This window comes from Eisenibacter elegans DSM 3317, assembly GCF_000430505.1.
Lineage (GTDB): Bacteria > Bacteroidota > Bacteroidia > Cytophagales > Microscillaceae > Eisenibacter > Eisenibacter elegans.
The window spans coordinates 128586-143550 of record NZ_KE387154.1 but is presented as its reverse complement, the minus strand read 5'-3'; the positions used below and the strand labels follow the sequence as shown (position 1 = coordinate 143550).

The following is a 14965-nucleotide window of genomic DNA, read 5'->3' as shown; positions in this document are numbered from 1 at the left end:
CCTCTCAATAAAGCGCAGTACTGCGCTTTTGCAGCCACTCTGTAACTGTTTCGAGAAAGCCCTCACAAAAGCGTTTGTGCAGGTGTGGGTACTCGCCCGGGCTGCCCGTCAAGCTATGCAGGAAGAGGTGGTTGGCCTTGTCAAAAATCCGCACACTTACATCATGATTGCGCGCTTGTTGGTGTAGTGCTTCCAGCGCCTTGGGTAGTTGTTCTTGGGGAATGGTCTGGAGGTCGTTTTCGCCATATAGCAACAACACCGGACAGCGTACCTGCCCCAGTGCTTCTGCCGGGTTGTATTTTATGAAATACCGATACCAAGGCGAGCGCAGATACTGCAATTGCGCCTTGGTATGGGCATCTGCATAGGTTTGGGAACTGCCATAGTGTTGTTGTTCGGCAGCAGAAAGTTGCCCAAAGGCATCGGCAAACGACTGCCACAAGAGTACCTCCAATTGTTTCCAGCCTTTGTTTTGTGAGGCGGCTTCAAAGCTTGCTTGGGTGTGTTGGAGGGCTTCTTCGATGTCCTGATCTGTGTAGCCCTCAGCTTCCATAATGGCGCGACTTTGCGCCAAGATGACCGCTGCGCCGGGCATAGCCGTAGCCCCGGCCAATACCAAGAAGGCTATCTCGGAGTTGTTGCGGGCGACCCACGAGGCCACTGCGGCTCCTTCGCTAAAGCCATAAAGCCCTACCTGGGAGGGGTTTATCTCGGGGCGTTGCTGGAGATAGGCCACAGCCTGACGAACATCCTCACCGAAGTCTTCAATAGTCATCTGCCAATGTATCCCCCCCTTGGATTTGCCTACATTGCGGTCGTCGTAGCGCAACACGGCGACTCCGGCAGCTGCTAGGTGCTCGGCCAAAATTTTAAAGGGTTTGAAGCCCCAAGCCTCTGAATCGCGGGTTTGGGTGCCGCTCCCATTGATGAGCACCAAGGCCGGAAATTTGCCCTTGCCTTTGGGTAGGGTCAGCGTTCCCGAAAAATGGGTGTTACGATTGCGAAATGTTATTTCCTCTTCCCTAAAATCAGGCGCTTCTGCCGCAGTAGTAGGGGATTGTTTGTAGAGCAACAAGCTGCCCACCAAGGCCTCGTTGTCGAGCAAATAGCCCGCTAGTTTGAGTGTGTCAAAGCTAAACTCCAAAAATAAGGGCAGCTTAGAAGGATATCTTACCCTGAAAGCCAGTTGGCTTTGAGATAGGCAGACTTGCTCGGCTTGTTGGTTCTTGATGCCTTGTTGCGGAAGGCTCACCACAATATCGAGATAAGGCGCTTGGTGGTGGATTTCTAGCCAGATAGGGTGTATCTCGGTCTCGGTATAAATATTGCCCTCCCAAATACCCTCAAGAGAGGTGGCAAAGACAGCGCTGCTCCAAAACCACACCACAACGCCCAACATACTTATCAACAATGGTTTCATCACAAAAATTGTTTACCTTTAATCCTGAAACAGTGCGCAACTACTTGCCTTTTTCTGAACATTTCTGGATGCCGAGGCCCGAAACAGCGCCTTAGTATTTAGACAGATAATATACCGAAAAGGTTGCTTGCGTCGGAATAAACATTTGCTTCATAACCTTTTGACAACCAATGGGATTATTAGACCAACAATTTAACAGTAATAACATCATCTTGACCAATGTCGAAGACTTGACCAACTGGGCGCGCCTCTCGTCCTTGTGGCCTATGGGTTTTGGGCTGGCTTGTTGTGCTATCGAGATGATGGCCACCTTTGCTTCTGGCTATGATTTAGATCGTTTTGGGGTGTTTCCTAGAGCCTCGCCTCGCCAATCAGATGTGATGATTGTAGCCGGCACAGTTACCTTCAAAATGGCCGACCGCATCCGGCGTTTGTATGAGCAGATGGCTGAGCCACGCTATGTGATTTCGATGGGCTCCTGTGCCAATTGTGGGGGGCCGTACTGGGAACACGGTTATCATGTCGTCAAAGGGGTAGACCGCATCATCCCAGTGGATGTGTATGTACCCGGATGCCCTCCAAGACCCGAAGCCTTGATTGGCGGATTTATGAAGTTGCAAGAAAAAATTAGGGGCGAACACCTCCGCGCACCCGAAGCCATTGAACGCTTGTTGGCCAAAAAAAGCAGTGTGGAGCGCTAAGGCATTGTGCCAATGGAATTGCGCTGCAAAACCCAATAAAAAACACACCATCTTTTGAATGGTGTGTTTTGAAAGAGCCCCCAGTCGGATTCGAACCAACGACCTACTGATTACAAGTCAGTTGCTCTGGCCAGCTGAGCTATGGAGGCTGCTATGGGTTGGGATTGCAAAGGTACGCAGGAACTTTGAAAGAGCAAATACTAGTCGCTGTTTTTTAGAAAAAAATTTATAAATATCTGATATTCAGCTATAAAAAATAAATCAGCGTGTGCTTTTTGCCCGACTACGACTTTGCATAGCATCTTTTATGCCTTGCTTAGGGAAGTTGATTTTGCCTTGTTTGTTTCGAGGAAAGCGAGATGATTATTAGGCAAAGTTGTTTTTTTGCGCTAAAATTGCTTCTTTGGGGAAATTAAGCGCCAGTAATCACTACCGTGAGTACCAATCAGAGTAAACGTAACATAAAAATTTATCATCCTTCTGACAAATCCGGCTCCGGTTTGCCGGATGATACACCACATTGGTATGACCTCTTTGTAGAAGGATGGGAGCTGCTAAAGCAGTTTTTGATAGGGTTTTGGTATAGCTTTCCGGTACAACTGCTCTTGTTACACATCAAAAAAAAACCAACTTATTCTAGTTTTATGGTTGTTGTTGTTGGGTATCATCACCCAATCTATCGGGAGTGGGTTGGGTGTGCCAATGCTTTTTTTGGAGCCCGAATATCTCAATGAAGTAAGCGGCTGGAGCTTTTTTGTGATGGGCATTACCTTGGGGACGTTTACACTGTCGTACCAAATCACTTGCTATATCTTGGATGCGCCCCGGTTTTCGTTCTTGGGTGTTCTCTCAGCGCCTTTTTGGAAGTTTTTAATCAACAATGCCTTTATTCCCCTGCTGTTTATGGGTATTTATACCTACAAGCTTTGGCGCTATGAGCTATACAACGAGCAGCTGCCCGTCGAAACAGTGGTGATACGCATTGCCGCGCTTTGGGCGGGCTTTACCTTGGCTGGGCGAGCATTGCTCTATTATTTTTTGCATACCAACAAAGATGTGTTCAATATCTTTGCCGAACCCATAGACCGCACCCTGAAGCGCACTAAGATGGTACGGGTCAATGTTTTTCAGCGCCTACAGATTGCCCGACAACACCCCAACCGAGTCGATTATTACCTCAACAATTACCTACAGCCGTGCAAAACTATTGACCCCAGCCAAATCAATAGCTACAGGGTCTTGAAGGTATTTGACCAAAACCACCAAAACGGGGTCATTATTCAGTTTGTCATCTTGGGCTTGGTATTAGCTATCGGAACTTTCCGCGACTACCCCTTTTTCCAGATTCCGGCAGCAGCCAGTTTGGTGTTCTTATTTACTATTGTCTTGATGATTACCGGCGCCTTGTCTTATTGGTTGCGTGGCTGGACTTTTTCTTTTACGGTGTTGATATTGCTCAGTATCAATATTTTGACTGAGCGAGGATACATCTCCCCTACCTACCAAGCCTACGGGCTCAACTATGCAACCCCCAAAGCAGATTATACACTTCAGAATGTTCGTACGCTCAGCAACGACGAACAATATCGCGATGATGTACAAACAACACTCGTGGCGTTGAACAATTGGCGCAAGAAATTCCCTCCCAATGTCAAACCAAAGATGGTCTTTGTGTGTGCGAGTGGCGGCGGCCAACGAGCGGCAGTATGGGCAATGCGTACTCTCCAGACCGTAGACAGTACCCTCAACGGGCGCTTGATGAAGCACACAATGCTCATGACCGGGGCTTCGGGCGGAATGGTTGGGATGGCCTATTTTAGGGAGCTTTATCTACGCCAACAACAAGGCCGCCTGACCAACCCCTACGATACCCAATACCTCGACAATATCGCCAAAGATAATCTCAACGCTATTATGTTTAGCCTAGTGGTTAATGACTTGTTTTTTGGGTTTCAGACTTTTGAGTATGGAGGGTATCGCTATTACAAAGACCGTGGGCACGCTTTCGAGCAACAACTCAACCGCAATACCGGCGGGATGCTCGACAAGCCCCTCTGCGATTATCGTGAGCCGGAACTGCTTTCGCAAATTCCAATGATGATGCTGACTCCGACTATTGTCAATGATGGGCGCAAGCTCATCATCTCACCAGTCAATGCTTCCTATATGACCGTCCCCACCATTTATCAGCAGCGCTTTCTGAATCAAAAAACCAAGGGAATAGAGTTTTTACGTTTTTTCAAAGAGCAAGATGCCGGCAATTTGCGTTTCCTGACGGCACTACGAATGAGTGCTACCTTTCCCTATGTAACACCCAATATCAAGCTGCCTAGCGAACCGGCTATGCAGATTATGGATGCAGGTGTTTCAGATAATTTTGGAATCTCTGATGCCGTACGGTTTCTGTTTACGTTTCGCAAATGGATTCAAGAAAACACCTCCGGGGTTGTTTTTGTCTCAATCCGAGATACACAAAAAGACAAACCCATCGAAAAAAGCATTGAGCAATCACTCTTTCAGCGTATTTTTACACCAGTCAGCTCTTTGTTTGTCAACCTCGAATATGTGCAAGATATTCAGAACGATACCCAGATAGAGTTTGCTCAATCTTGGCTGGGCTTGCCTGTATATCGTGTAGAGTTTCAGTATGTACCCATTTCCAAAAATATGGATGAAGTACAGGAGCGCTACCGCCAATGGCAACAATTACAGACCAGCCCTGCGGTAGCAAACAACGACGAAACTCCTAAAATAATCCGTATCGAACGTGCGCCTTTGAGCTGGCACTTGGCCGACAAAGACAAGGAGAACATCAAACGTACGATTTTTGAGATACGCAATCAGTTGGCTATCAGGCAGCTGAAGGCCTTGCTTTAGGACTTACAACTTTCGCATACTTATTTTCTACAAATCACCCATATTCAACACATATGACACAGTACTTTCACTTTCAAGCCAAATGGACACTGGCGTTCTTATTTTTGGCACTCTCTGTTGGTTATGCCCAAAACAGCAAAAGTAAAGGCGATTACCTCATCACAATGAGTACCCCAAAAGGCGATATCGTATTACGCCTCTATGACCAAACCCCCAAACACAAGGCCAATTTCCTAAAACTAGCCCAAGAAGGTTTTTATGAGGGGCTATTGTTCCACAGGGTCATCAACGGATTTATGATTCAAGGGGGCGACCCCAATTCACGCAACGCGCAGCCCGGTCAAGGTTTGGGCGAAGGTGATGTGGGCTATTATGTTGATGCAGAGTTTGTGCCCGAGCTGTTTCACAAAAAAGGTGCCTTAGCTGCCGCCCGCGACAATAACCCGGCCAAAGCCTCTAGCGGTTGTCAGTTTTATATCGTACAAGGCAAACCCCTGAGCGATGCTGATTTAGATGCTTTTGAAAGCCGAACCGGCAATAAATACACCCCCAAGCAGCGCGAAGCATACCGTACCCTAGGCGGAACACCACACCTAGACCAAAACTATACTGTTTTTGGAGAAGTAATTGAAGGTTTGGAGGTAATAGATGCCATAGCCGCAGTAGCTACCGACCGCCGCGACCGCCCCCAAGAGGATGTCAAAATGCAGGTCAAAGTAACGTTTCTCAAACACAAACAAATCACCAAACGCTATCCACAACTACAAGAATAACCCCTAAGCCGAAACCTGAACACACGAGCAGTAGGTAAAACAATGCATAGTACATATCAGTATGCGAAGCTAATGATATTTCAATAAACTGGCTCCAAAGGCTGTCCAAATACTGTAATTTCCAATTGGTCAGCGCCACATTTTGAAGAAATCATGTATCTTTATAACAACAATCTCAGTGTGCTACATTTCAGTAAACTAACAAGCATATGAATTTTAAAGGAAAAACCGTTTTCATCACTGGTGCTAGCCGAGGTATCGGTAAAGCCATCGGCTTGCGCCTCGCCCGTGAGGGTGCCAATATTGTCATTGCAGCCAAAACGGCAGAGCCTCATCCCAAATTGCCCGGAACCATCTTTAGCGCTGCCGAAGAGGTAGAGGCCGCAGGCGGCAAAGCTCTCCCCCTGGTAGTAGATGTACGCGATGAACAGCAAGTACAAGAGGCTGTAGAGAAAGCTGTGGCCACATTTGGCGGTATCGATATACTCGTAAACAATGCGAGCGCAATCCAACTTACAGGAACGCTCGAAACAGAAATGAAGCGCTATGATTTGATGCACCAAATCAATACCCGTGGTACTTTTTTGACTTCGCAAAAGTGTTTGCCATATTTGCTCAAATCCGAAAACCCACACGTACTTAACCTTTCGCCCCCACTCAATATGGAAGAGCGTTGGTTTGCTCCACACGTAGCCTACACGATGGCCAAGTTTGGGATGAGTATGTGTGTATTGGGTATGGCTGGTGAATACCGCAAACAAGGGGTAGCCTTCAACGCACTATGGCCTTTGACTACTATCGCTACAGCGGCTGTTCAAAACCTCCTCGGCGGCGAACAGATGGTTTCCAAATCACGCACACCAGAGATTATGGCCGATGCCGCCTATGCCATCTTCTCCAAAAATAGCCGCGAGTGTACCGGCAATTTCTTTATCGATGAGCACTTGTTGCGTGCCGAAGGAGTTACTGATTTTAGCAAATATGCCGTTACCCCCGGCACTAAGGATCAAGACCTGATGCCTGATTTCTTTGTTTAAAATCTTGCATTAAATAAAAAAATGAGCTACTCCGAAGCTTTGGAGTGGCTCATTTTTTTATACATCGATTATCCACAAAAGCCAAACGTGTCCTCGTCTGTACCTGTGTCCTCATAGGAGAATCTGTTGCCAAGGATTTGCATCAAGCTTGTAGCAAAACCATAAAAAAGCCACCCCGGGAAAAACGTGGATGGCCTATATCAAATTATTCAATCAGCAATACTTCGCCTTTATTCTACCGTTACAGACTTGGCCAAGTTGCGGGGGCGGTCTACATCACAACCACGCATCACCGCAATATGGTAAGCCAATAGCTGCAAAGGAATCACCGACAAAAGCGGCGTAAGCTCTTCGCTAGTATAAGGGATTTCGATGCTGAAGTCTACCAAGTTTTTGATGACCGTATCACCTTCGTTGACGATGGCAATTACGCGTCCTTTGCGTGCCTTTACTTCTTGAATATTGGAGACAATTTTTTCATAACTGCTATCGTGTGGGGCAATGAATACCACTGGCATTTCTTCATCAATCAAAGCAATAGGTCCGTGCTTCATCTCCGCCGCCGGATAGCCCTCTGCGTGGATATAAGAAATTTCCTTCAGCTTCAAAGCTCCTTCAAGCGCTACGGGGAAGTTATAACCTCGGCCAAGGTACAAGAAGTTACGAACATCTTTGAACACCTCTGCAATGTATTGTGTTTGCGCGTTGAGCGCAAGGCATTGTTCTATTTTGGCAGGAATTTGCTCCAACTCTACGAGTAGTTTTCGGTAACGGCTTTCGGTGATGGTGCCTTTGCGATGCGCAATCATCAAGGCCATCATCATCAAGATAGACAGTTGGCCGGTGAAGGCCTTCGTACTGGCTACACCTATCTCAGGGCCGGCGTGGATATAAGCGCCAGCATGGGTTACACGTGGGATAGATGCTCCTACTACATTGCAGACACCAAAAATGATGGCTCCTTTGGATTTGGCTAGCTCGATGGCCGCCAAGGTGTCGGCTGTTTCGCCAGATTGTGAGATGGCTATCACCACATCGTTTTCACGAATGATGGGGTTGCGGTATCGGAATTCCGAGGCATACTCGACCTCTACCGGTACTCGTGCTAGTTCTTCAAAAATATACTCTGCTACCAGGCCTGCGTGCCAAGAGGTACCACAGCCAAGGATGATGATGCGGTCGGCGCTGACCAAACGGTTGATGTACTCAATCAGCCCTCCGAGCAATAAAGTCCCTTCGGTAGAATTGATACGCCCACGCATACTGTCGCTGACAGACTTGGGTTGCTCAAAAATTTCTTTGAGCATAAAATGCTCAAAACCACCCTTCTCGATAGCATCCAGCTCTAGGTCAAGCTTGTGGATGTAGGGTGTTTTCTCGATTGAGTCGAGACTTTTTATGTGTAGCTCCCCGTCTTCAATAACGGCCAGCTCTTGGTCGTCGAGGTATACTACTTCGTTGGTATATTCGATGATAGGTGTAGCATCAGAAGCAACAAAAAACTCTCTCTCACCAATGCCAATCACCAAAGGGCTGCCTTTGCGCGCAGCAATCATTTGCCCGGGGTTATCCTTAGAGATAATCACGATAGCGTAAGCCCCTACTACCTTTTGCAGGGCTAGGCGCACTGCTTCTACCAGTGAGCAGCCTACATTTTGCTGTACATCTTCAATAAAGTTGACAAGCACCTCCGAGTCGGTTTCGCTATGAAAGCTATAGCCTTTGTTGAGCAAATCTTGCTTGATAGAGGCATAGTTTTCGATGATGCCGTTATGAATCAAGACGATGTTTTTGCTTTGCGAGTAGTGTGGGTGTGCATTGACATCATTTGGCTCTCCGTGAGTAGCCCATCGGGTATGCCCTATCCCGACGGTTCCGTGCAAATCTTGCCCTTGTGCATAAGCGTCAAGGTCTGAAACCCTACCCTTTTTCTTATACACTTGCAAATCTTGGTTAAAGATAGCCACGCCAGCACTGTCATAGCCACGATATTCTAGGCGCTTCAAGCCTTTGATAATTACGGGATAAGCTTCGCGGTGTCCGCTGTATGCTATGATTCCACACATATCGAAGAAGGTTTTGGGTAAAAATTACTTGACTAAGGTATAATACAATTCCAAACGCATACGACGGGTACTATTAGGCGTAATGCTCAGTTTCATTCTGTTTACGTTTGCATTGGAAATGGGGTTGTCTGCATCATCTTCGGAAACAAAATAAAAGCTAGACCCTATCAGAAAACTGATGTTTTCATTCTGCTGCATTCTTTGCAAGGTGCTCGATATTAGCGCTCTGTATGTACGGCTATTGCTACTTAGAGAGAGCCTTAGGGGGAAGGTGTTGCTATTGAGGTCGCGCCCTTCTTCCTGAAATGCACGTTCACGGAAAAGCCTCGTACGGACAGGGCGGTGCTCAGGAGTTAGAAAATAGAGCCCCAAGGTACTATTGGGGGCAAAAACACTGTTGTTGGGTTCGGGGAAGATGATCAACTCCGCACGGTTAATAGCCAAACGAGAGTTGCCTTCTTTCAATGCGTTGAGATAAGGAATTTCTATTTTTGTAGCGATGCCTAGCCCATTTTGGATATAGGCAGTATTGGGAAGTGGCGTTTGGCTGCTCAAAGAAGCCAAAGGAGTACCGGCGCGGTTGCTCTGAATCTGATTGAAGGATGCTAGGCCATAGGCCGAAATGGCGATAAACTCGCGTGCAGTTTGCCCCAAGGTATCAGAAGGAAGATGATAGAAAATCGTAATTCCTGAGCCTGCTACATCAAAGCCCAATACGGCTTGGCTGTTGTCTTCGCTTACCAAAGCAATGCCGGGCAAGATATTGTCAATATCAGCCTTTGGAATGGGGTTGACACCACGCGAGATATTGCCTAGGCGCGCCAATAAGTCAGGCGAATCAATACGAATACGGACATTAGAGCCTCGTACGTTTCCTACTGTGCGTGTCAGGGTAGAGGGGGTGATGGTTGTACTGCCAAGGGCTTGGGCGGCAAACGGAACACTCGAAAAGTTGTAGTATTCTTTAGATATGGCCAAGGGCTGGTTCAGTACGTGTGCTTCTAGGCGTTGTGTTTGCGACGAGTCGCCATAGAAATACGCAAAGCTAAAGTCTATTGCCAGAGAGTCCAAGATCGCCTCTGTGGGCAATATCTGGGCTGCCGTTACTGTAGCCCCTATGTAGCTGATATAACTGGTAGCTCGGATGCGGCCAAACTCTGGGTCAGTATAGGCTCCGCTCAACAGCAGGTTGGGGTTGCTGGTATTGATACTATCTAGCAATACAGTACTTGTCCTCAGTGTCAGGGTGTCGACATAAATCAGGCGTATATCGCCATCAGATATGAGGCCCAGCCCTACTTCATTGGGCTGTTGACAAGCGGTTAAGAATAAGAGAAAAGCACTTAGCCCAAGGCTAAGCGCTCGATGGAAGAATGGTTTATGCAACACCTGCAAGTTCATTATAAAATTGGTAATAATACTCTGAAAAGTCGCCATTGTTAGAAGGGAATGCACTGATGTTATCTACTTGATGCTCCTCCAGCAGTCGGCTTAGGATATCGCTGTATGCTTCTTCGGCACGAATGACGGTATCAGCATACTTGATTCCTATCTTGATCAACGATTCAAAGTTAGCATTTTTGAGTGGCGAAAGCATTTTGTCATCTATATCGGCCATCTTTACTTTTTGGATGAAATCCTCGTTGAACTGATGCTGGAAGTAATTGTTATAGATTGCAAATATAGACTTTGTATTCTTAAATATGGGGTCATTTTGATAAGTTGTTTTCAGATAAATCGGAATCAGGCTCGTAATCCAGTCATTGCAGTGAATCACATCGGGTGCCCAGCCCAATTTCTTAACAGTTTCCATTACTCCCTTGCAAAAGAAGATGGCCCGCTCGTCGTTGTCTTCATAAAACTTGTCTTGTTCATCTAAGAACATAGAGCGGCGCTGGAAGTAGTCTTCATTGTCTATGAAATAGACTTGGAGCTTGGCATTGGGGATAGAGGCTACCTTGATGATGAGCGGCTTTTCTTCGTCTCCGACGGCGATATTGATTCCTGACAGGCGCACAACCTCATGAAGTCGGTTCTTACGCTCATTAATAAGACCAAAGCGCGGGACTAAGATTCTAATCTCCATTCCGCGCTCTTGCATTGCCTGAGGCAATTGACGTACGAAATCAGCCACATAAGAAGTTTTGAGAAAAGGGTTGATTTCACTGGCCACGTACAGAATTCGAAGTTTTTGCATTTTTCTTTCTTTGTTATCTGAAACACGAACAAACAAACGATTTGCAAAATTACGAAAAAAAACGCGCAATCTCAAGGTTTGCTTGCAAAGGCTACGTATTATTGCAGCTTAGACTAGATGTTACTCTTCGTTAAACTATGCAGCTTATCACTTCTATACCCCTTATCAATCAGTTAGTTAGGTCGTATTATATGGAGGGTTTGTCCGTCGGATTAGTCCCTACAATGGGGGCCTTACATGAGGGGCATTTGGCCTTGGTACGGCAGGCGCTAGCCGAAAACGACCGAGTGGTGGTGAGTATTTTTGTCAACCCAATTCAGTTTAACAATGCGCAAGATTTAGCGAAATATCCAAGAACCTTGTCCCAAGACCAAGTGCTTTTAGAGCAGGTTGGCTGTCATGTGCTTTTTTGTCCTACGGAGGTCGATATGTATCCGGCGCAGCCACGGATAGGGATGCAGTTTGAGGGGCTAGACGATGTGTTGGAGGGGGCTTTTCGCCCCGGGCATTTCAGTGGTGTAGGGGTGGTGGTGTCCAAGCTTTTCCATGCGGTGATGCCCCATAGAGCCTATTTTGGGCAAAAGGATTTCCAACAGTGCTTGATTATCAGGCAGTTGGTCAAAGATTTGAGTTTTCCCATCACATTGCGTTTTTGCCCTACTGTCAGGGAGAGTAGTGGGCTGGCTTTGTCTTCGCGCAACACCCGCCTCTCTGCTTTAGCGCGCAACACACAAGCGCCCTTGTTGTATCAGGCTCTTCAGCTTGTTGCGCAACAATTGGCACAAGGCCATACAGCAGCATTAGCCACAGCCCAAGCCCACCAATTGTTGGCACAAGAGCCGGCGATTCAAGTAGAGTATTTGTCTGTAGTAGATACCCTCACCCTACAGCCCGTCTTGGGGGGGGTAGCTAACCCCAAAGAGGTCATTGTCTGTATTGCGGCCTACCTTGAGGGGGTGCGGCTGATAGACAATCTGTGGGAACTATAACCTCAAAAGCCCCCAAGGCTGGTGGGCGCTTGAGGGCTTCTGGTTAGTTGTATGGTGTTAGTTACAATAATCGTTGTACAGGTTTTGGGCGTTTTTATTGCCCATTTTGATAGCGCGTTGCCATTCTTTACAAGCTTCTTCTTTTTTGCCTTGTTCGTGCAGTATAAAAGCTCTGTTGTTGACCGCCTGATGATTGTCTGGATCTAGCTCTAAAGCCTTGTTAAAATCAGACATCGCTCGATCATAATTTTGAGGTCCTTCCATATAGCAGTACCCTCTGTTGTTGTAGGTCATAGAATGATTAGGGTCAAGGCGTACTACCCTGTCATAGTCCAAGATGGCCATCTCATATTTCTGAAGCGACACATAGGCATAGCCACGCCAAAAATAGGCATCTCTGTATTCTCCATCTATTTTGATAGCATCTTTAAACATTTCAATGGCGGCTTCTGCATTGCCTTGGTCAAGCAAGATGCGTCCTTTGACATAAAGCGCCAAATCTGATTGTGAGCCGCCAATTTGAATAGAGCGGTTGGCGTGTTTGAGACTCTCTTCGTAGCGGTCTTCCAAAAACAGCATCTTAGACAAGTTGGCGTGTGCCAAGCCATAATCAGCATTGACAGCAATAGATTTTTTCAAAAAATCAATAGACTTATCCATCTCATCTAAGTAGTAATAAGCCAAGCCGATGTTGTTGAAAGCAACGTGGCTTTTGGGGTATTTTTTGATTACCTCTTCATTCTTGCGGATACTTTCTTGGTATTTACCTTGGTTGATTAGCGCCAGACCCTCTCGAAGCATTGTTTCTTCCTCTTGAGCCTGAGCGGCTAGTGTTAGGAAACTAAAGCAAACGAAAAACAACATTATTCTTTGCATATGCATAATAGGTGTGTATTTATTTTGATGAACTGATCAGCGTTGTATAAGTTACGCTACGCTATTTGTACGGATTGCCTATCAGAATAGGTTCATTTTTTCTTTGCTTCCTCAAAAAACTCGGGACAAGGGCTGATGCTGCCATTGGCTTCGCCTTCAAGCCGAAGGACTTATATGCAAAGTATCCTTAGTGATTGTATAAAATGTGTTTCATCGAAACCGAAACGCTGCTTTTTGGTTATTATGCCAAGATTCACAAGATTTGGAGATTTGCAGGATTTGATTCCTTGATTATCAAGGATTTTCAGTGCGCAAATTTCCCAAACCAATTGTGATTGGGTATAAACAAGTGCTTAGGCGTATCGTTTGGCCCACCATTTTTTGGCACGGTCAATCGCATTCATGTATAAGCTCAGAATGAGTGTGCCGATATGTTTGTCAAAAAACACATAAGACACTACCGAAACTCCAGCAAACAAGATGATGTAGGCAGTGATAGAGACAATGTTGGAAACCTCTTTTTTCTTGCCCAACGAGAGGATGCGCTGCAACCACATACCATATATGCCGGGTGTAATCAACGCCCAATAAGAGATGACCCAAAAACACACATAGAGGTAGATCAAAAATGTAGGCTGTACGATATTGTCGCCGGCTTCGAGAGCCAAAAAGGAGTTGACCAAAATCAGTGGTCCTTGGGTAGTGCCATAGATGGTTTGGTGTACGTCGTTGTCGTTTTCAAGCTGAAAATCGCCAATGAAAATAATCCTATCCTTGATGAGAGCCTCTATAAATGCATATTTCTCGTCTTCATCAGCCGTATTTGCGCTATCTGCGTCTGTAGCGCCTGCCAAAAAAGCGGCCAACTCTGGGTCATCGTTCATCAGTGTGGCTAGTTCGTCGTCGTCGTTGCTGGGCACTGCTGCCAATAGCTCTCCCAAAAAGACCTTGTTGTAGCGCGGTGTAAAGGTATATTCATATGCACGAAGTCGGTAATCGAGTATAAAGGATGTCAAGATATTCTGCCCACCGATTTGATAAAACCAAGGCCCTCGCGCAAACTTTTTTCCAGAAATTTGCTCATACATTATCAGGGGTGTCGCTTTGAGCGAATCATTGTGGTAGATGTTGAATTTGACGACTACATCACTGACTTTTTCGATATCAGACAGCCCGAGTTTTTCTTTAGGAATGGGCAGGTCGGGGTATTCGGGTTTGTCTTTTTCATCTCGGTGATAGGAGATGACTAGGTTTTTGGCCTTGACAATTTCGGCCAAGAGCTGCTCATCATACGGTGACGCACCCATAAAGGACACGTCACAAACCACAAATTTGTATAAATCTGGCTTGCGGTTTAGAATACGCAAAAACTTCATCAGCTTCGAGCGGCTCGTAATGGCTTCATTACCAATGCGGACAGCAAAAGTATCGGCAGGGGTAATAAGCGTATCACCTTTGTAGCGGACTTGAGTGTCGGCGGGGGTGATGAGTAGCCCGCCCTCGTCTGTCAAGAGGGTATCAGCCGCGATGATGGTCGTATCATTGGCCGCCAAGACCAAGGTATCGGCCGGGGTGATGAGGTCTTCGTTCTTGTCAATCAGCTCTTTGTCCCAAGCTACATCTACAAAAAGAAACCGTGAAGAGTCAGGTTTTTCTTGCCAATTGAGAATGATATTTTTGGTTACAGAGGTCAACCGTATCAGGAGCAATTCATCTCCATAAACATAAGGAAGGCTAAGCATAAAAAATGTAAACCAACACATTAGCGCTGCGCTCAGCGTACTCAATAAGGCCACCACGATACGTTTGGGGGTCAATAACGGTCTTCGCATACCAAAAAATAGGTTCAGTCAGGGTTTTGATGATTTGATAAGCCCCCAAAAACTACCACTAAAGGAGCCTTTGAGGGCTTGCAGGCAAATTACTAAAAATATACCAAGATTCTCTTGATTCGAGGATTTTCAGGATTTGATTTTCCTGATTATCAAGGGCTTTCAATGAATATATTTCCCAAACCAAAGTTGCTTGG

11 protein-coding genes and 1 tRNA gene are annotated in these 14965 nt (G+C 46.3%); 5 read left to right on the top strand and 7 right to left on the bottom strand.

Annotated features, from left to right (window positions below; all coding sequences use genetic code 11):
* Positions 1-4 precede the first annotated feature (4 nt).
* Positions 5-1420: an alpha/beta hydrolase family protein gene (locus G499_RS0116550; protein WP_081413860.1), complete on the bottom strand. Its 1416-nt coding sequence runs from the start codon at positions 1418-1420 to the stop codon at positions 5-7.
* A 170-nt stretch (positions 1421-1590) separates the two neighbouring features.
* Between G499_RS0116550 and nuoB the strand changes: the two genes are divergently transcribed.
* Complete coding sequence (gene nuoB / locus G499_RS0116545) at positions 1591-2121, top strand: NADH-quinone oxidoreductase subunit NuoB (RefSeq protein ID WP_027000858.1); 531 nt, start codon at positions 1591-1593, stop codon at positions 2119-2121.
* 75 nt (positions 2122-2196) lie between these two features.
* On the opposite strand, the gene G499_RS0116540 is transcribed toward nuoB, so the two are convergent.
* A tRNA-Thr gene (locus tag G499_RS0116540) sits at positions 2197-2270 on the bottom strand.
* Positions 2271-2778: 508 nt separating this feature from the next.
* Between G499_RS0116540 and G499_RS20485 the strand changes: the two genes are divergently transcribed.
* The 3 genes from G499_RS20485 (at position 2779) to G499_RS0116525 (ending at position 6808) form a co-directional block, all read left to right on the top strand.
* Positions 2779-4998: a patatin-like phospholipase family protein gene (locus tag G499_RS20485; protein WP_211231638.1), complete on the top strand. Its 2220-nt coding sequence runs from the start codon at positions 2779-2781 to the stop codon at positions 4996-4998.
* A gap of 53 nt (positions 4999-5051) precedes the next feature.
* On the top strand, positions 5052-5771 hold the full coding sequence (locus G499_RS20480) for a peptidylprolyl isomerase (RefSeq protein ID WP_051296339.1): 720 nt from the start codon (positions 5052-5054) through the stop codon (positions 5769-5771).
* 209 nt (positions 5772-5980) lie between these two features.
* Entirely contained in the window at positions 5981-6808 is an 828-nt protein-coding gene (locus tag G499_RS0116525; RefSeq protein ID WP_027000857.1) for an SDR family oxidoreductase, read from the top strand.
* A 230-nt stretch (positions 6809-7038) separates the two neighbouring features.
* Here G499_RS0116525 and glmS read toward each other — a convergent pair whose 3' ends face one another.
* From glmS to G499_RS0116510, 3 genes are read right to left on the bottom strand one after another with little or no spacing between them, the layout of a single operon-like run.
* Positions 7039-8874 carry a glutamine--fructose-6-phosphate transaminase (isomerizing) gene (glmS, locus tag G499_RS0116520; RefSeq protein ID WP_027000856.1) on the bottom strand — a complete coding sequence of 612 codons (1836 nt, stop codon included), beginning with the start codon at positions 8872-8874 and terminating at the stop codon, positions 7039-7041.
* 24 nt (positions 8875-8898) lie between these two features.
* Positions 8899-10275 carry a DUF4270 family protein gene (locus tag G499_RS0116515; RefSeq protein WP_027000855.1) on the bottom strand — a complete coding sequence of 459 codons (1377 nt, stop codon included), beginning with the start codon at positions 10273-10275 and terminating at the stop codon, positions 8899-8901.
* A complete protein-coding gene (locus G499_RS0116510) occupies positions 10253-11071 on the bottom strand; it encodes a glycogen/starch synthase (protein WP_027000854.1) in 819 nt (272 codons plus the stop codon). The genes G499_RS0116515 and G499_RS0116510 overlap by 23 nt, the downstream gene beginning before the upstream one ends.
* 137 nt (positions 11072-11208) lie before the next feature.
* Here G499_RS0116510 and panC point away from each other — a divergent pair, with 137 nt between their 5' ends.
* A complete protein-coding gene (gene panC, locus G499_RS0116505; RefSeq protein ID WP_027000853.1) occupies positions 11209-12060 on the top strand; it encodes a pantoate--beta-alanine ligase in 852 nt (283 codons plus the stop codon).
* A 57-nt stretch (positions 12061-12117) separates the two neighbouring features.
* Here panC and G499_RS0116500 read toward each other — a convergent pair whose 3' ends face one another.
* Complete coding sequence (locus G499_RS0116500) at positions 12118-12942, bottom strand: tetratricopeptide repeat protein (RefSeq protein WP_081413857.1); 825 nt, start codon at positions 12940-12942, stop codon at positions 12118-12120.
* A 347-nt stretch (positions 12943-13289) separates the two neighbouring features.
* Complete coding sequence (locus G499_RS0116495) at positions 13290-14768, bottom strand: hypothetical protein (RefSeq protein ID WP_154658512.1); 1479 nt, start codon at positions 14766-14768, stop codon at positions 13290-13292.
* Positions 14769-14965: the final 197 nt, after the last annotated feature.

Coding starts and splice junctions, on each gene's coding strand:
- G499_RS0116550 (WP_081413860.1), bottom strand. CDS start 1,420: ATGAAACCATTGTTGATAAGTATGTTGGGCGTTGTGGTGTGGTTTTGG.
- nuoB (WP_027000858.1), top strand. CDS start 1,591: ATGGGATTATTAGACCAACAATTTAACAGTAATAACATCATCTTGACC.
- G499_RS20480 (WP_051296339.1), top strand. CDS start 5,052: ATGACACAGTACTTTCACTTTCAAGCCAAATGGACACTGGCGTTCTTA.
- G499_RS0116525 (WP_027000857.1), top strand. CDS start 5,981: ATGAATTTTAAAGGAAAAACCGTTTTCATCACTGGTGCTAGCCGAGGT.
- glmS (WP_027000856.1), bottom strand. CDS start 8,874: ATGTGTGGAATCATAGCATACAGCGGACACCGCGAAGCTTATCCCGTA.
- G499_RS0116515 (WP_027000855.1), bottom strand. CDS start 10,275: ATGAACTTGCAGGTGTTGCATAAACCATTCTTCCATCGAGCGCTTAGC.
- G499_RS0116510 (WP_027000854.1), bottom strand. CDS start 11,071: ATGCAAAAACTTCGAATTCTGTACGTGGCCAGTGAAATCAACCCTTTT.
- panC (WP_027000853.1), top strand. CDS start 11,209: ATGCAGCTTATCACTTCTATACCCCTTATCAATCAGTTAGTTAGGTCG.
- G499_RS0116500 (WP_081413857.1), bottom strand. CDS start 12,942: ATGCATATGCAAAGAATAATGTTGTTTTTCGTTTGCTTTAGTTTCCTA.
- G499_RS0116495 (WP_154658512.1), bottom strand. CDS start 14,768: ATGCGAAGACCGTTATTGACCCCCAAACGTATCGTGGTGGCCTTATTG.